This window comes from Leifsonia sp. LS1, assembly GCF_020521355.1.
GTDB lineage: Bacteria > Actinomycetota > Actinomycetes > Actinomycetales > Microbacteriaceae > Leifsonia.
The window spans coordinates 222422-237408 of the sequence record NZ_BPER01000007.1; the positions used below are offsets into that span (position 1 = coordinate 222422).

Sequence of the window (14987 nt, forward strand, 5' to 3'; positions counted from 1 at the left end):
TCAGGCGTAGTTGTGGAGCGACGGGTCGCTGCCGTGGAGGCGGTCGTCGAGGCGGGCGGCGGCCTCGTCGGCGCGGAGGATGTCGGTCTCGATGCGTTCGAGCGCGCTGCGGATCAGCTCTTCGCGCTTCTGCGCCTCGGCGACGCGGGCGGAGCACACGGCGATGTTGCGGGTGCGCTGCCGCTCGAGCTCCGCGGCTCCCGCGCGTTCGAATGCGGCGAGCTCGTGCTCGAAGACCTCCAGCGTCTCCACGTCGACGGCGTCGCGCAGCCGCCGAAGGCGCCACAGCAGGCGTCGGCGCAGCCGGGAGACGTTGGGCACGCGGTACTCGGTCAGCCGGTCACGCTTGGCCATCGGCTCCTCCTTGCCAGTGTTCGAGCGCGTCGGTGCGCGCCGTGGTCAGCCAGTCGGCCCGGCGCAGCTCGGGGGCGCGCGCGACGGCGGCGTCCCCTCCCTCGCGTCCGGCCGTATCGCGGGTCAGCGCCCCCCGGTACATGCCCCAATAGACGGCGATCTTCTCGTCGGAGCGGTCGAAGTGCCGCGCGGCGCGCAGCCGGGCGGCCGTGAAATGGGCGTGGATGACCGCGGCGAGCTGCTCCGCGCGGCGGTGGCCGCGCGAGATCCGGCGCTCGAGCCGGCGCAGTTCGACGTAGACCGGTCCGTCGCCGACGGCGATGCGCGCATGGTCGCGCTCGGCGGGAGGCAGCGCGTCGATCCGTTCGTCGAAGGCGTCGAGATCGGTACGGAGGTCGGCCGCGAGCATGCGGTGCTCGCTCAGCTCGCGTCGCACGCGGCGGTGGAAGCGCTGCTCCTCGCGGCGGGCGTAGGCGTTGGCGCGGGCCTGGAGGGCGGCCACGGTCGGCGGGGCGGAGGCCTCGCTCGCGGGCGCGCCACGGAGCGCGGCGGCATCCTCGCGGGCGCGCCGCTCGAGTCGTCGCCGGGCCAGTGGGCCGACCCTCAGCGGCTGGGTGGTCATATCGGGGGAGCGTAAAGAGCGGTTCTGTACGGATTCCAGGGGAACCTCGAACATTTCCTGAAAGTGACCGGATCGTGACGTTGCGGTGTCAGCGCTGCCTGCCGCCCTGCGGCGTCGCATCGGCGCCGCGCACGGGGCCGCAACGCACCTGCGCGTCCACGCAGGCGGCGACGTCCGCCGCCATGCGCGGCTGCTGCCAGCCGTCGACGAAGTCGGCGTGTCCTGTCACCGGCGGCCCGTGGGTGTCCGGCCCGGTCGAGAGGGTGATTCCCGCCGCACTCGACGTCGGATAGGTGACGTGCAGCACGATCTGCGGGATCTGCACGGGATACGACGACGGGCATCCCGTCGCGGTGGCGTAGACCGCGCCGGAGCGGTCGCGGCCGTCCATCGTCCGCCCGTCCCAGCAGTTCGGGAACGTGATCACCAGGCGCAGCTGAGAGCCGCCCGCGCAGTCGTGCGGCAGGGAGTCGCGCGTGGGATGCGGGTCCCGCCGGGTGGTCGTGCAGGTCCAGTCGACGACCGAGGTGCTCTGCGGCGCGGTGGCGGACTCGTCTCCGGCGATCAGGCTGATCCCCTCGGGCATGGCGTGCGTCGCCGCGGCGATCGCGGCGGGATCGCGCCAGTAGAGCAGCGTCCGCGACGGCACGAGCGCGGTTCCCCTCTGGTAGACGACCGGCGTCCAGTAGGCCGACGCGTCTGCGGAGGTGGAGCACGTGGTCGGTCCGCCGCGGAGGGTCGACGCGGTCGAGGAGGCCACCACGGCCGGATTGCCGAAGAAGTCGTGCTGCATCGACATCCCGCTCATGCCGGGCATCATGATCGGATCGTTCGGCGCGGTGAGGCTGCGGGAGCAGGTGTCGGTGAAGATGCCCGGGTCGTGGCCGCCGGCGGGGAAGCCGGCCGTCGAGACGGGAGGCGCCGAGCTGCCGAACACGCCGGCGGCCGTCACCGCCGCCGTTGCCGCGGCGGTCCCGACGGCGAGGACGAGTGCGGTGGCGGCGGCGAGAGCGATGCCGACGCGGGAGGGGATGCGGAGTGCGGACATGACGCGAGTCCACGCGCTCCGCGTTCGGTCTGTGAGAGGGGAATGTAAAGAACCGGTAAGACCGCCCAGAGATCCGCCGCATCCGGCGCGCGCCGCCTCCCGTTGCGGGGAGGATGAGCGGGTGGAGGAGCGCGGGCTGGTGCTGATCGTCGAGGACGAGCCGACGATCAGCGAGCTCGAGCGGCTGTACCTCGGCGGCGCGGGCTTCGGTGTGCACGTCGAGACGGACGGCCGGAAGGCACTGGACGCCGTCGTGCGTCTGCGCCCGACGGCGATCGTGCTCGACATCGGCCTTCCCGGACTCGACGGCATCGAGGTGTGCCGCATCCTCCGCGGGCGCGGCGACTGGACGCCGGTCGTGTTCGTGACGGCGCGCGACGACGAGGTGGACAGGATCGTCGGGCTCGAGCTCGGCGCCGACGACTATGTCACCAAGCCGTTCTCGCCGAGGGAGCTCGTCGCACGGGTGCGTGGTCTCGTGCGCCGCGCCTCCGGGGCGATCGCGGGCGACGTCACGACCCTCGGCCCGGTCAGCGTCGACTCCGCCCGACGGCGCGTGGAGGTCGACGGACGCCGGATCGACCTCACGGCGACCGAGTTCGACCTCCTGGCGCACCTCGCGTCGCAGCCGGGCCGGGTGTTCACCCGCGAGCAGCTGCTGTCGAGCGTGTGGGGTGTCGCCGACTACAGCAGCAGCCGCACCGTCGACGTGCACGTCGCGCAGCTGCGGCTCAAGCTGGGGGAGGCGGCGGGCGCGATCCGCACTGTGCGCGGCGTCGGCTACAGTGCGGCGGACGATGGCTGAGCGCGCGGCGCCCGAGCGGCGCCCGCCGAAGCGCCGTCGCACGCCCGCGTCGTTGACCGGGCGCATCGTCCTGGTCACGTTCGCGGTGGCCCTGATCGCGGTGCTCGTGACCGCGGTGGTGTCGGTGGGTGTCGTGCAATCGGTCGCGGAGGGCCAGGCCCGCCAGCAGCTCAGGGCGCAGGCGACCGCGCTCGTCGCGGACGCGGCGACCAGTGCGACCCGACTCGACCGGCTGACGCAGCGGCTCACCGTGCTCGGCGACCGGTTCGCCGTCGTCGCGCCCGACGGGACGGTGAGCGGGCCGGCGCGCGCCTCCGTCGACGACGTCGTCGTGCGCGAGCTGCAGGACGGGCGGGCCGTCTCGACCACGACGACGATCGGTGGACGGGACGCGGTGCTGGTCGGCATCCCTGGCCCGGCGGGCGGCGGGGTGGTGGGCGTGCGCAAGGTCGCCGACATCGCGGCGGGCACCGCTGAGCTCCTCCGCTGGATCGCGGTCGCGCTCGTGGTCGGGCTGGTCGTGGCGACCGCCGCCGGCTGGCTGCTGGCGCGGTTGCTCGGCCGGCCGATGACCCGGCTCGCGGCGGGCGCCCGCGAGCTGGCGCAGGGACGGCGTGGCGTCGCGATCGCCGATCAGCCGGTCGCCGAGATCGAGGACGTCGCCGCCGCGCTCCGCACCCTCGACGAGGCGCTGTCGGCGAGCGAGGACCGCCAGCGTGAGTTCCTGCTCTCGGTCTCCCACGAGATCCGGACCCCGCTGACCGCGATCCGCGGCTACGCGGAGGCCCTCGCCGACGGGATGGTGCCCGCTGCGGAGACCGCCCGCATCGGGGCGACGCTGACCACGGAGTCGGAGCGGCTGCGCCGGTTCGTCGACGACCTCCTGGAGCTCGCGCGGCTGGAGGCCGACGACTTCGCCATCGACCCGCAGCGTTTCGACGCCCGCGGTACCGTGCAGCGGACCGTCGAGGCGTGGGCGGCGGCCTGCGCGCGTGTGGGAGTCGCCCTCCGCGCCGAGCTCCCGGCGGACGAGCTGCCGATCGTGACGGACGAGATGCGGTTGCGCCAGATCGTGGACGGCCTGGTCGAGAACGCGCTCCGCGTCACGCCCGCCGGAGCCCCCATCGTGATCGCCGCCCGGACGACGGACGACGGGGCGGACCCGGGGGGTGTTCAGCTGGAGGTGCGCGACGGTGGCCCCGGCTTGGACGAGGCCGACGGCGCCGTGGCGTTCGAGCGCGGGGAGCTGCGCGACCGCTACCGCGACCTCCGTCCGGTCGGCACCGGGCTCGGCCTGTCGATCGCACGGCGGCTGGTCGGCCGGCTGGGCGGTGCGATCTCGGTGCGCCGCGCGCCGGAGGGCGGAGCCGCGTTCGTGGTCCGTCTCCCACACGCGGCCCCTTTACGTTCCTCGAACACTCCGCTCGCACGCCGCTGACCCGGCGGGCGCAGAGTGGTCGGCATGAACGATGAGACCGACCCGACCCAGCCCCTTCCCTCCGCGCCCGACACCCGTGCGGCGCAACCCGGACCGGTGACGCCGCCGACCGCCGCGCAGCCGGGCACCGCGTCCTCGACCGCCACCGGCTTCGTGCACCGGCACGCCGTGGGCGTCGCCGTCGCGGCGGGCGTGCTCGCCGTCGTGCTGCTCGCCGGCGGCACCGCGTGGGGGGTCTCTGCCGCGGTCGCCGCGGCGCAGCCGACCGCCTCGATGTCGAGCACCGCGCTGGACCACACCGCCGCGTCGAAGAAGGCGTCGTCCGCGAAGGCCTCGTCGAAGGCCCGCGGCAGCGTGAAGAGGAAGGCGCACGGGGTGCGCGGCACCATCGCCGCGATCGACGGCTCCACCTGGACCGTCCACACGGCGAACGGGGCGACGGTGACCGTGACGATCGCGTCGACGACCGCCTTCGGGACCGCGGCGAAGCCCGCCGAGCGGTCATCGTTCGCCGTGGGCGACCGCGTCGGCGTGCTCGGGATGCGCTCCGGCGACACGGTGACGGCGAAGCGGATCGTCATGCTGCCCGCCTCCGCCCACACGGGGACGCCGACGCCGGCGCCGACTGCCTGACTCCAATTCTCCTCAGACAAGCAGACAAGAAACGGCGGAGGAGGGGCATAGACTGCCCTCATGCCCCTCCTCCGCGCCCCGCTCGCCGACCAGGCCGCCGACGCCCTGCTGGAGCGCATCCGCTCCGGTGAGTGGACGCTCGGCGAGAAGCTCCCCGGCGAGACGACGCTGGCCCCCCAGCTCGGCGTCGGCCGCTCGACCGTGCGGGAGGCGATCCGGCAGCTCGCGGGGCGCGGCGTGCTCCAGTCGCGGCAGGGCGCCGGCGTGTTCGTCACCGCCCTCGACGCCCCGGAGGAGTGGGATGCCGTGCTGCGCCGTGCGGACATCCTCTCGGTGATCGAGGCGCGCATCGCGATCGAGTCGGAGGCGGCGGCGCTCGCGGCGGCCCGCCGCACTCCGGCGGAGCTCCGCGCTCTGCGTCGCACCCTCGACGCGCGGGGGGCGGCCGGCGCCGACGCGGGCCTGGAGGCGCACGTGGACGCCGATACAGCCTTCCACCGCGCGGTCGTCGCGGCCGCCCACAACGACATCCTCGCCGAGCTCTTCGACGGCTTCGTGCCGCGCCTGCGCCAGGCGATGGTGGAGATGCTGCGGTTGCGCCCGGTCGCGGACGAGGCCGGGGATCACGACGCCCATCGCGCGCTGCTCGACGCGATCGCCGACCACGACGCCGTCGCCGCCGCACGGCTCAGCCGCGACCACCTCGCCTCGCTGAAGGAGCGCCTCTCGTGACCGCATCGGCTCCCGCCGTACTCGAACTGCGCGACGTGACGTTCCGCCGCGACGGGACGCACATCCTCGACGGCATCGACCTCACCGTGCGTGCCGGAGAGCACTGGGCGCTCCTCGGGCCGAACGGCGCGGGCAAGAGCACCGTGCTCGGTTTCTGCGGCGCCCTGACCTTTCCGACTTCGGGCACGGTCGACGTGCTCGGCCGCCGCCTCGGCCGCGTGGAGCTGCAGGAGCTGCGCCGCGACATCGGTCACGTCAACCCGCGCCATCCCGTCCGCTCGCCCCTCACCGTGACGGAGGTCGTGCTCACCGGGCTGACGGGCACCCTGGAGCCGCCCCTGCGCTGGACGGCGACGCCCGAGCAGATCGCGCGCGCCCACGAGCTCCTGCGCACGGTCGGCCTGGACGGCCGCCTCGACGCCCGCTGGCCGACGCTCTCGCAGGGCGAGCGCGGCCGCACGCTGATCGCACGCGCCCTCATCGCCGACCCGCGCCTCCTCCTGCTCGACGAGCCGACCACGGGTCTCGACGTCGCCGCCCGCGAGCAGCTGCTCGAGACCATCGACGACCTGTCCCGCACCGCCCCCGACCTCGCCTCCGTGCTCGTGACGCACCATCTGGAGGAGCTGCCGGAGACGACCACGCACGCTCTCCTGATCTCCCACGGCCGCATCGTCGCCACGGGCCCCATCGCCGAGGCCGTGACGACGGAGACGGTCACCCGGGCGTTCGAGCACGCCATCCGGGTCGAGCGCGCGGACGGGCGCTGGAGTGCGCGGGCGGTGCGGGAGTGGGTCGCTCTCCGCTGACCCTCACCCCGCCGCGCCCACCGCCTGCACCCGCCGCGCCGCGACGGCGCGCTGCACGTCCTCCTGCACCAGCTCCATGTTCAGCTGTGCCGCAGCGAAGGCGGCGGCCGCCGCGGCCATGCCGACCTGGGCGGAGGGGTCGGTGACATTGCCGGCGGCCCACACGCCCGGGACGGCGGTGCGGCCGGCCGGGTCGACGGCGAGATGCTCGCCCATGCCGAGGGGGAGCTCTTCCGGCTCGAGCCCGAGGCCGGCGAAGAACGGAGCGCGGACGAGGGAGCGTGCTGCGATGGCGATCGTGGAGCGCGGTTCGACGCTGCCGTCGGCGAGGCGCAGGCCGGTCACGCGGCCGTCCGCGGACTCGACGGCGGCGACGGCCCCGCGCACGACGCGGATGCCGCGGGCGGCGAGCTGCTCGGACTCCTCGACGGTCGGCTCGGCGAAGTCGTTCACGAACAGGACGACATCGTCGCTCCACTGGCGGAACAGCAGGGCCTGGTGCACGGCGCGCGGGTGGAGCGCGAGAACGCCGATCGCGGTGTCGCGCACCTCCCAGCCGTGGCAGTACGGGCAGTGGACGACGTCGCGGCCCCAGTGCTCGCGCAGGCCGGGGAGCGCGGGGAGGTCGTCGACCAGTCCTGTGGCGATGACGAGGCGGGCGGCGCGGAGCGTGTCACCGCTGTCTGTCGTCACGCCGAAGCCGGCCGCATCGCGTCGGGCATCGGTGACGACGGCAGCGCGCACCTCGCCCCCGTACCGTCGCACCTCCTCGCGCCCGCGCTCCGCCAGTTCGGCCGGCGGGGTGCCGTCTCGGCCGAAGAGGGCGTGGACGGCGGCGGCGGGGGCGTTGCGGGGTGCGCCGGCGTCGAGCACCAGCACGGAGCGGCGCGAGCGGGCGAGCATGAGCCCGGCGCTCAGTCCGGCGGCGCCGCCGCCGATCACGATGACATCGAAGTCGAGGTTCTGCATCCTCCGATGCTGGACGGCGCAGCTATGTCTGGCAAACTTCCTTGCCGAAATGGCAAAATGGGAGGATGAGCGATGAACTCGACCACGCACTCGACGCCGTCGGCCGCCGCTTGCGGGCGCTGCGGACGAAGCGCGACCTCACGCTGACCGAGCTGTCCGAGGCGACGGGCATCTCCGTCAGCACGCTGTCACGGCTCGAGTCGGGCGCGCGCCGGCCGACGCTGGAGCTGCTGCTTCCGCTGGCGCGCGCCCACGGCGTCACGCTCGACGAGCTGGTCGACGCGCCTCCGACGGGCGACCCGCGCGTCCATCTGCGGCCGACCCGGATGCACGGGCGCACGGTGGTGCCGCTCACCCGGCGCCCCGGTGGCATCCAGGCGTACAAGATGGTGATCCCGGCCGGTTCCGCCGCTCCCGAGCCCGAACCGCGTACCCATGAGGGGTACGAGTGGCTCTATGTGCTGAACGGCCGGCTGCGGCTGGTGCTGGGCGAGCACGACCTCGTGCTGGAGCCGGGCGAGGCCGCGGAGTTCGACACCCGCGTGCCGCACTGGTTCGACCGCGCGGGCGGGGAGGGTGTGGAGTTCCTCAGCCTGTTCGGCAAGCAGGGCGAGCGGATGCACGTGCGCGCCCGGCCGACGCACGGTCGCGGCACCGGCGGCACGCGCGACCGCGACTAGGCTGAGCGTTCGTGCCCGACTACGCCATCGCCGACGACGGGGCGCGCATCGCCTTCGCCGAGCGGGGGACCGGCGTTCCCGTCCTGCTCATCGCCGGTCAGGCGACGGGGATGCACGGCTGGGGTCCCTTCGCCGACGCGCTCGCACGCGACTTCCGGGTGATCGTGTTCGACCATCGCGGCATCGGAGACAGCGACGGCGGCGACGCCGCCCGCTACACGACCAGAGCGTTCGCCAACGACGCGGTCGCGGTGCTCGACGCGGCCGGGGTCGCGGCCGCGCACGTGGTCGGCCACTCGATGGGCGGCCGCGTCGCGCAGTGGCTCGCCGCAGACGACCCGGAGCGGGTGCGTCGCCTCGTGCTCATCGCCACCACGGCGAGCGACCGCGGGGGCGAGCGACGCGACCCCGCGGTGGTCGCCGACCTGCTGAGCGGGGATCGCGCACGGATGACGCCCCTGTTCTTCGACGCCGCCTGGGCGGAGGCGCACCCCGCGGCCGTCGACGGCTTCTTCACCCGTGTCGCCGGCCGCGAGGCGCTGCGCGGTCACTTCGCCGCCAGCCGGGACCACGATGCCCGCGAGGCGCTGGCCCGCATCCGCGCCCGGACGCTCGTGCTGCACGGCGAGCACGATGCGCTCACGCCGCTGCCGCAGGCGCAGCTGCTCGCCGATGGCATCCCGGACGCGCGGCTCCAGGCGTTCGACGCCGGCCACGGGCTGCAGCTCGACACGCCCGCCGTGCTGGAGGCGGTGCGGGCGTTCCTGCTGCCGCCCGGGCAGCGGCGGGCGCATCCGGCCTGATGACGGCTCACGCGCGGTCGTGCAGGGTGATCTGGTAGCCGTCCGGGTCGGAGAAGGCGAACGTGCGACCGAACGGCCCGTCGAACGGCGCAGTGACGATGGGATGGCCGTCGGCGGCGAGCGCGTCGTGGATGGCCTGCACGTCGGTGGCGTGCAGCCAGAGCGCGACGCCGATGCCGGGCTGCGGCGCGGCGTCCAGGTCGGTTCCGGGTGCGATGTCGCGGAGCGCGAACGCGATCGGAGTCGTCGCGAAGACGACGGCGTGCGGGGGGCCCGCGGGGGAGCGGACGAGGCCCAGGTAGCGCTCGTAGAACGCCTGCGAGGCGTCGAGGTCGCGCACCTGGAGGGAGAGGAAGTCGGGGCCGGTGGCGGGCATGGGGTGCTCCTTCGCTTATGTGTCAGTTTTCTGACACGGGAGATCCTATGTCAGAATACTGACATGAGTCGAGATGGCGAGGGAATCGACCTCGAGACGTCCCTGGGATACCTCCTCAAAGAGGCGTCCAGCGCTCTCCGCGCGGCCATGGAGGAGGTGCTGAAACCGCTCGGGATGACCGTGACGCACTACTCGTGCCTCGAACTGCTCGCGCAGCGACCCGGCCTGTCGAACTCGGAGCTCGCGCGGGGGACATTCGTGACCCGGCAGTCCATGAACGTGCTGCTGCAGGCGCTCGAGCGGGACGGCTTCGTGACGCGCCCCGCCGAGGCTCCGGTCGGCAAGGTGCTGCCGACACGGCTCACGCCCCGGGGGAGGCGGAGCCTGGATGCGGCGTCGGCAGCCGTCCGCTCCGTCGAACTGCGGATGCTGGCGGGTCTGGACGACGAGGATCGGTCCGCCGCGCTGCGGATCCTGCGCAGCATGGTCGGCTCCCTGCGCGCCGGCAGCGTCTGAGAGGTGACGCGTCCAGGAGGAGGCGCATCCGGGAGGCGACGCGGCTAGGCGGCGACCGTGAACCGCCCGTCCCGCGCCGCTTCCACGAACGTCGCGAAGTCCCGCTCCGCCTGGTCGGCGTACGCCGACGACCAGCGTGCGACCGCGCGGGGGAAGGCGTCGCCGCTGCCCAGGTAGCCGGACACGAACGCGGCCTTGGGCGACCGGGCGTGCGCACGCGCGAGCACCACCGCGCAGACCCGCGCGTAGTCGCGGAACTGCACCGGGCTCATCGTCCCGATCTCGAACGAGGCGTTCCGATTGCGGAACAGCCGCATGTAGAAGGTGAACCCGCGCTCCGCCAAGAAACCGAGGAACGGGTCGGAGACGGCCTGCAGGATGCGCTGGCAGGCCACGACGCGGTAGCCCTGCTGCGCGGGGAACAGCTCGGGGTCGAGGTAGCCGGGCAGCGGCGCCACCCCGCCGAACTGCTCGACGACGGAGGTGCCCGCCTCCTTCAGCTGCAGGATGAGCGTCTCGTCCGCCGGCCCGCGGAGCGCGAGGATGAAGCACCGGGTGCCGACACTTCCCACCCCGACGACGCGGCGGGCGACATCCACCAGCCGGTACTGCGAGAGCAACAGTGCGACGTTCGGCGGCACGGTCGCCCGGTAGCGCTGGAAGGCGGCGTCCGCGAGATCGCGGATCTCCTCCTCGGCGCGCTGCAGGATGGGCGGACGGTCGACGAAGCGCAGGCCGCCGGCGCCGTCCGGCTCGAGGGCACGCTTCGCCACGCGCTGGCTCGTGCGCTTGCCGGAGGCGCGCGCGACCTCCTGGATCATCCGCTCCGTCTCCGGGTGCAGGCGACGGTGCCGTTCGTTGACCGAGGTCGGGCGGAAGTAGCGCTCGCGCAGGCTGTGGCGGAGGGTGCGGGCCAGCCAGTCGCGGTAGGCGCTCGCGGCGTCCTCCGCGATCCCGACGAGGTCCGGCTCGGCGGCGCCCAGCGATCGGCCTGCGATGACGACGCTGCCGAGGAGGCGCTTGAGGTCCCACTCCCACGGGCCGACGGTCGCCTCGTCGAAGTCGTTGATGTCGAAGACCATGGCGTTCTCGGGCGAGCGGAACATGCCGAAGTTCGACAGGTGGGCGTCACCGCACACGACGACCTCGGTGCCGGTCGTGGGACCGGCGGCCAGATCGGCGGACTGGATGGCCGCGGTTCCGCGGTAGAACGAGAAGGCATCCGCGCTCATCCGCTCGACCCGCAGGTCGACGAGGCTCTGCAGCCGCGCCTCGTGCTGGGTGGCGAGGATTCCGAGCGGGTCCCGGCCGGCGGGCGGCGTGTACTCCGCGTGCGCCGAGCGGGGGAGGCTCTCGCGGCGCGCCCGCCCGGCGTCGGCGAGCTCCTCCTCGTCGAGGGGTGTCTCGGCCCGGGGGCTGACAGTGTCGATGTCCATGCTGGGCCCTTCTCGCGGAGACGAGCGGTCGGCGGGTGTCGGGTGCGCCCCCGGCGGCCTCATCCTAGCCGCGCGTGGGCCGCTAGGTTAGACCGCATGGAGGACTGGATCGAGCACCGCAGAGACGACGGCGAGCGCGTGGGATGGATGCGTCCAGAGGGCGACGGTTTCGTCCCCGTCGATCTGCTCGGCCGCGAGCTCGCGGGCGCGGTCGACTGGCTCACGGCGGAGGAGACCCTGGACCGCGCGGGGATCGGCTACCTCGCCGAGCTGTACGAGCTGCGGCTCGACGACGGCAGCTGGCTGCGCGTGCGTCTGGCCGAGGTGTCGCCGAACCGGATCGTCGCCAAGCAGGACGACTTCGGCGCCGTCGGCGCACCCCAGCTGTTCTACACGCTGCCGTTCCCGTTGCCCGAGAACCTGCGGCCCCTCACCCGCTGAGCCGCCGGCCGGGTCTGGTGCGCCGCGCAGACGGCTGGCTACGATCGCGGCAGACGGAAGGGGCCGACCATGGACGAGACACGATGATCCCGCTGACGATCGGCACGCTGGTCGACGCGCCCGACCGGCCCGCCGTGATCGACGGCTCCCGCTTCAACCGGCACACCTTCTGGTGCGGCCAGAGCGGGTCGGGCAAGACGTACGCACTCGGCGTCGTGCTGGAGCAGCTGCTGCTGGAGACCGAGCTCCCGATGGGCATCCTGGACCCGAACGCCGACTTCGTACAGCTCGACCGGACCAGGGAGGACGCCGACCCTGCGCAGGCCGCCCGCCTTCAGGAGACCGACATCCGCGTCTTCCACAGCAGCACGGCCGAGGAGCCGCAACTGCGTGCCCGCTACGTCGACCTGAGCGTGCGGTCCCAGGCCGCGGTCGGGCGCCTCGACCCGATCGCCGACGAGGAGGAGTACAATGCGCTGCTCCACCTCGACAAGCGCGCGGAGCACTACGACCAGGTCGGCTTCCTCGACAACCTCTTCGCGTCGGACGACCCGGCCAGGCGGAGGCTGGGGATGCGCATCGACAACCTGCAGATTCTGAAATGGCCGCTCTGGTCGCTCGGTCGCGCCTCCGTGGTCGACGTGCTCGACGAGCGGCCGCGCGTGACCGTGCTGGACGTCGGCGGGTTCTCGCACACGGGCGAGCCGCAGGCGGCCGCGCTCTGCGTGCTGGAGCACCTCTGGCAGCGGCGGATGGAACGCCGACCGCTGCTCATCGTGATCGACGAGGCGCACAACTTCTGCCCGCCGGTCGCGCGCAACGACATCGAGCAGCAGCTGATCGAGCAGATCATCCAGATCGCCGCGGAGGGACGCAAATTCGGGCTGTGGCTGTTCCTCTCGACCCAGCGCCCGACCAAGATCCACCCCAATGTGCTCTCGCAGTGCGACAATCTCGGCCTGATGCGCATGAACGCGCCGCGCGATCTCGCCGAGATCGCGGACGTGTTCGGATTCGTCCCGGCGGCGGTGCTCGAGCAGTCGCCCACGTTCCGCAAGGGGGAGGCGCTGTTCGCCGGCGGCTTCTCGGACGAGCCGCAGTTGGTGCGGGTCGGCAAGCGCCTCACCGTCGAGGGCGGGGGTGACCTGGCGGTGGAGGCGCGGGCGAGCGCCTGACGGCATGGATCTGAACCAGGCGGACGATCAGACCATCCGGGTGCAGCGTGCCCTGTGGCAGCACTGGGGGACGCCCGCCGCGATCTACGGAACGATCGTGTACGCCAGCGTCGTCGCGGCGGCGACGGTCGACGACCGGGATCCGACCGCCGCCGTGCGGGTGCTGGTGCTCTCGGTGGTGAGCATCGTCGTGTTCTGGCTGGCGCACGTCTACTCGACCGCCCTCGGCTTCCACGGCGACGCCGACCGGCTGAGCGATCGGATGCGGGACTCGCTCCGCCACGCGATGGCCGAGTCGGCGGGGATGCTCGAAGCGGCCGTCATCCCGAGCGTGCCGCTGGTGCTCGCCGTGGTCGGCATCCTCACCGCGGAGTTCGCGACCCTCCTCGCACTGTGGTTGGCGGTGCTCATGCTCGCGCTGCTGGGATTCCTCGTCTTCCTCGTGCGTCATCGGCCGCTTTGGTCCTGCCTGCTCGGAGCGGTCGTCACCGGGCTGTTCGGCGTGGTCGTGATCGTACTGAAGATCGCCTTGCAGCACTGAGCGCCCGACAGGCGGCGCGGATCCGACCGGCGTTGCGGCTCGCCTCAACCGGTCGGACGACGCGCCGTCGTCTCAGGCGGTCGGCGCCGCGGGCGGGGTGGGAGCCGTGGCCTGGTGGCCGAGCGCGACCGACTTGAGGTGGTCGAACTCCGCCTGCGTGATCGTGCCCGAGTCGAGCAGAGCCTTCGCCTTGGCGATCTCGTCGGCCGGGCTCGTGCCCGCGACCTGGCGGATGTACTGGTCCGCCGCCGACTGCGCCTGCTTGGCGTCGCGTTGACTGCGCTCGGCCATGCCCGGACCGCGCGCGATCAGGTAGACCAGGGCGGTCAGGAACGGCACGAAGATCAGGAAGAGGATCCAGAGCGCCTTCCACCATCCGTTGAGCTTGTGGTCCCGGAACAGGTCGCTGATGATCGAGAACAGCGCGAACAGGTAGGCGATGAACGCGAAGCTCCAGAAGAAGAGCCAGATGATGTTCCAGAAGTTGTCCCAGAAAGACATGTCGTACCCCTCCTTGCCCGGGCTCCTTGTGACCTGGGCGTGAGCTGAGAGTAGTGCTGCGCGGGATCGCGCGTCTAGAGGCCTTTCACGTGCTCGGTCGCCCCGCCCATGCCAGCACCCGCAGTGCGCGCAGCGTCTGCCACCGGCTCGGCTCGCCCACCTGCTCCATCGTGACGATGGTGCGGCCCGGGATGGCGGCCTCCAGCAGCCAGCGGCCGTCCGCTCCACGCTTGCCCGCGACCAGCTCGACGGCCTCGGCGACGCGGTCGTCGGCGGGGACTCCCGCAGCGCGGAGGTGATCCAGCCCACGCAGCACGTCGTAGCGCCAATACGTCGGGAAACGGAAGGTGAGCCAGTCCTCGTCGATCAGCGTGCCGTCGCGCTTGCGCCGGAGGAGCGCGCGGTCGAGCAGGTAGGCGTGGCCGCGGGCGATGGCGGCGGAGACGTCGGTCGGCCCGCCGGCGCCGCGGTAGGCGACCAGCCCCTCCAGCGCACAGATCGTCGAATGGAACGAGCCGGGATCGGCGTGGTCCTCCGAGTAGCAGTTCCAGCCGCCGTCGTCCTTCTGATCGGCGAGCAGCAGGCCGACGATGCGCTCGCTCGCGGAGCCGAACGCGGCCCCGGCGACGAGCACGCGGCCGTTGATGCACGGCTCGACCTCGCCCTCGAAGAACGGGCTGCGGCCCCACTCTTCACCCCAGTCGACGCCCTGGCGGACACGCCTCAGCGCCTCCGCCATCCGAGGGCCGTCCGGTGCGGCGCCGAGCGTCGCGAGCAGCAGCATCGTGTCGTCGGTGGCGTCCCAGTCCTCCGGCTTCCAGACAGCGCCACCCCACGTGCCGGACGGGTCCTGCGCATCCAGCAGTGCTGCGCCCCAGCCCGTGCGCTCGACGGATGCGCGGTCCTCCGCCCACGCGGACGGCGGCTCGCCCAGCAGGTCGCGCCGCGTCTGCCACCGGATCGCGGGGTCGCCGTCGAGGAGCCATGCCGTCACGTCCACGGCGCACACGCTACCCCGCGAACGACTGCGTGCCCAGCACGCCGCCCGGCTCGCCTTCCAGGGGTCGCATTCTGCCGGAATGCCGCGCGCATTCCGGCAGAATGCGAC

Annotated in this window: 19 protein-coding genes; 11 read left to right on the forward strand and 8 right to left on the reverse strand. The window is 73.0% G+C overall.

Annotation, left to right across the window (positions count from 1 at the left end; genetic code table 11):
• The 3 genes from LLS1_RS14360 to LLS1_RS14370 form a co-directional block, all read right to left on the reverse strand.
• Positions 1-354, reverse strand: coding sequence for a hypothetical protein (locus LLS1_RS14360; RefSeq protein WP_223360237.1), 354 nt, complete (start codon positions 352-354; stop codon positions 1-3).
• Entirely contained in the window at positions 341-976 is a 636-nt protein-coding gene (locus LLS1_RS14365; RefSeq protein WP_226656536.1) for a hypothetical protein, read from the reverse strand. Before LLS1_RS14365 ends, LLS1_RS14360 begins: the two co-directional genes overlap by 14 nt.
• Positions 977-1064: 88 nt before the next feature.
• Complete coding sequence (locus LLS1_RS14370) at positions 1065-2024, reverse strand: DUF1996 domain-containing protein (protein WP_226656538.1); 960 nt, start codon at positions 2022-2024, stop codon at positions 1065-1067.
• A 121-nt stretch (positions 2025-2145) separates the two neighbouring features.
• On the opposite strand from LLS1_RS14370, the gene LLS1_RS14375 reads away from it, so the two are divergent.
• The 5 genes from LLS1_RS14375 to LLS1_RS14395 are packed head-to-tail and all read left to right on the forward strand — an operon-like array spanning position 2146 to position 6441.
• Entirely contained in the window at positions 2146-2829 is a 684-nt protein-coding gene (locus tag LLS1_RS14375) for a response regulator transcription factor (RefSeq protein WP_226656540.1), read from the forward strand.
• Positions 2822-4267 (forward strand): sensor histidine kinase KdpD, encoded by a 1446-nt coding sequence (locus LLS1_RS14380; RefSeq protein WP_226656542.1) that lies wholly within the window; start codon positions 2822-2824, stop codon positions 4265-4267. The genes LLS1_RS14375 and LLS1_RS14380 overlap by 8 nt, the downstream gene beginning before the upstream one ends.
• A gap of 24 nt (positions 4268-4291) precedes the next feature.
• Positions 4292-4900, forward strand: a complete 609-nt coding sequence (locus tag LLS1_RS14385; RefSeq protein ID WP_226656544.1) for a DUF5666 domain-containing protein — start codon at positions 4292-4294, stop codon at positions 4898-4900.
• Between the two features lie 60 nt (positions 4901-4960).
• The gene (locus LLS1_RS14390) at positions 4961-5632 is read left to right on the forward strand and encodes a FadR/GntR family transcriptional regulator (protein ID WP_226656546.1); all 672 of its coding nucleotides are present in this window, start codon (positions 4961-4963) and stop codon (positions 5630-5632) included.
• Positions 5629-6441: an ABC transporter ATP-binding protein gene (locus tag LLS1_RS14395; protein ID WP_226656548.1), complete on the forward strand. Its 813-nt coding sequence runs from the start codon at positions 5629-5631 to the stop codon at positions 6439-6441. The genes LLS1_RS14390 and LLS1_RS14395 overlap by 4 nt, the downstream gene beginning before the upstream one ends.
• A 3-nt stretch (positions 6442-6444) precedes the next feature.
• Here the strand turns inward: LLS1_RS14395 and LLS1_RS14400 are convergent, their stop codons facing one another.
• The gene (locus LLS1_RS14400) at positions 6445-7410 is read right to left on the reverse strand and encodes an NAD(P)/FAD-dependent oxidoreductase (protein ID WP_226656550.1); all 966 of its coding nucleotides are present in this window, start codon (positions 7408-7410) and stop codon (positions 6445-6447) included.
• A gap of 65 nt (positions 7411-7475) precedes the next feature.
• On the opposite strand from LLS1_RS14400, the gene LLS1_RS14405 reads away from it, so the two are divergent.
• The gene (locus LLS1_RS14405) at positions 7476-8090 is read left to right on the forward strand and encodes a helix-turn-helix domain-containing protein (RefSeq protein WP_226656552.1); all 615 of its coding nucleotides are present in this window, start codon (positions 7476-7478) and stop codon (positions 8088-8090) included.
• An 11-nt stretch (positions 8091-8101) separates the two neighbouring features.
• Positions 8102-8893, forward strand: coding sequence for an alpha/beta fold hydrolase (locus tag LLS1_RS14410; protein ID WP_226656554.1), 792 nt, complete (start codon positions 8102-8104; stop codon positions 8891-8893).
• Positions 8894-8900: 7 nt separating this feature from the next.
• Here LLS1_RS14410 and LLS1_RS14415 read toward each other — a convergent pair whose 3' ends face one another.
• The gene (locus tag LLS1_RS14415; protein ID WP_226656555.1) at positions 8901-9269 is read right to left on the reverse strand and encodes a VOC family protein; all 369 of its coding nucleotides are present in this window, start codon (positions 9267-9269) and stop codon (positions 8901-8903) included.
• Positions 9270-9332: 63 nt separating this feature from the next.
• Between LLS1_RS14415 and LLS1_RS14420 the strand changes: the two genes are divergently transcribed.
• Positions 9333-9785 carry a MarR family winged helix-turn-helix transcriptional regulator gene (locus LLS1_RS14420; RefSeq protein ID WP_226656557.1) on the forward strand — a complete coding sequence of 151 codons (453 nt, stop codon included), beginning with the start codon at positions 9333-9335 and terminating at the stop codon, positions 9783-9785.
• A gap of 44 nt (positions 9786-9829) precedes the next feature.
• Here the strand turns inward: LLS1_RS14420 and LLS1_RS14425 are convergent, their stop codons facing one another.
• Positions 9830-11221: a DUF2252 domain-containing protein gene (locus LLS1_RS14425; protein ID WP_226656559.1), complete on the reverse strand. Its 1392-nt coding sequence runs from the start codon at positions 11219-11221 to the stop codon at positions 9830-9832.
• A gap of 96 nt (positions 11222-11317) precedes the next feature.
• Here LLS1_RS14425 and LLS1_RS14430 point away from each other — a divergent pair, with 96 nt between their 5' ends.
• From LLS1_RS14430 to LLS1_RS14440, 3 genes are all read left to right on the forward strand, one after another.
• Complete coding sequence (locus LLS1_RS14430; protein WP_226656560.1) at positions 11318-11662, forward strand: hypothetical protein; 345 nt, start codon at positions 11318-11320, stop codon at positions 11660-11662.
• An 83-nt stretch (positions 11663-11745) separates the two neighbouring features.
• The gene (locus tag LLS1_RS14435) at positions 11746-12837 is read left to right on the forward strand and encodes an ATP-binding protein (protein WP_226656562.1); all 1092 of its coding nucleotides are present in this window, start codon (positions 11746-11748) and stop codon (positions 12835-12837) included.
• A gap of 4 nt (positions 12838-12841) precedes the next feature.
• Complete coding sequence (locus LLS1_RS14440) at positions 12842-13378, forward strand: hypothetical protein (protein WP_226656564.1); 537 nt, start codon at positions 12842-12844, stop codon at positions 13376-13378.
• A 72-nt stretch (positions 13379-13450) separates the two neighbouring features.
• Here LLS1_RS14440 and LLS1_RS14445 read toward each other — a convergent pair whose 3' ends face one another.
• On the reverse strand, positions 13451-13879 hold the full coding sequence (locus LLS1_RS14445; RefSeq protein ID WP_226656566.1) for an SHOCT domain-containing protein: 429 nt from the start codon (positions 13877-13879) through the stop codon (positions 13451-13453).
• Between the two features lie 85 nt (positions 13880-13964).
• Positions 13965-14879, reverse strand: a complete 915-nt coding sequence (locus tag LLS1_RS14450; protein ID WP_226656568.1) for a hypothetical protein — start codon at positions 14877-14879, stop codon at positions 13965-13967.
• Positions 14880-14987 lie beyond the last annotated feature (108 nt).

Bases quoted from the DNA above. Each gene is read 5' to 3' on its own strand.
- LLS1_RS14425 (WP_226656559.1), bottom strand. From the start codon at position 11,221: ATGGACATCGACACTGTCAGCCCCCGGGCCGAGACACCCCTCGACGAG.
- LLS1_RS14435 (WP_226656562.1), top strand. From the start codon at position 11,746: ATGATCCCGCTGACGATCGGCACGCTGGTCGACGCGCCCGACCGGCCC.
- LLS1_RS14400 (WP_226656550.1), bottom strand. From the start codon at position 7,410: ATGCAGAACCTCGACTTCGATGTCATCGTGATCGGCGGCGGCGCCGCC.
- LLS1_RS14380 (WP_226656542.1), top strand. From the start codon at position 2,822: ATGGCTGAGCGCGCGGCGCCCGAGCGGCGCCCGCCGAAGCGCCGTCGC.
- LLS1_RS14445 (WP_226656566.1), bottom strand. From the start codon at position 13,879: ATGTCTTTCTGGGACAACTTCTGGAACATCATCTGGCTCTTCTTCTGG.
- LLS1_RS14440 (WP_226656564.1), top strand. From the start codon at position 12,842: ATGGATCTGAACCAGGCGGACGATCAGACCATCCGGGTGCAGCGTGCC.
- LLS1_RS14385 (WP_226656544.1), top strand. From the start codon at position 4,292: ATGAACGATGAGACCGACCCGACCCAGCCCCTTCCCTCCGCGCCCGAC.
- LLS1_RS14415 (WP_226656555.1), bottom strand. From the start codon at position 9,269: ATGCCCGCCACCGGCCCCGACTTCCTCTCCCTCCAGGTGCGCGACCTC.
- LLS1_RS14365 (WP_226656536.1), bottom strand. From the start codon at position 976: ATGACCACCCAGCCGCTGAGGGTCGGCCCACTGGCCCGGCGACGACTC.
- LLS1_RS14405 (WP_226656552.1), top strand. From the start codon at position 7,476: ATGAGCGATGAACTCGACCACGCACTCGACGCCGTCGGCCGCCGCTTG.
- LLS1_RS14360 (WP_223360237.1), bottom strand. From the start codon at position 354: ATGGCCAAGCGTGACCGGCTGACCGAGTACCGCGTGCCCAACGTCTCC.
- LLS1_RS14430 (WP_226656560.1), top strand. From the start codon at position 11,318: ATGGAGGACTGGATCGAGCACCGCAGAGACGACGGCGAGCGCGTGGGA.
- LLS1_RS14390 (WP_226656546.1), top strand. From the start codon at position 4,961: ATGCCCCTCCTCCGCGCCCCGCTCGCCGACCAGGCCGCCGACGCCCTG.
- LLS1_RS14420 (WP_226656557.1), top strand. From the start codon at position 9,333: ATGAGTCGAGATGGCGAGGGAATCGACCTCGAGACGTCCCTGGGATAC.
- LLS1_RS14370 (WP_226656538.1), bottom strand. From the start codon at position 2,024: ATGTCCGCACTCCGCATCCCCTCCCGCGTCGGCATCGCTCTCGCCGCC.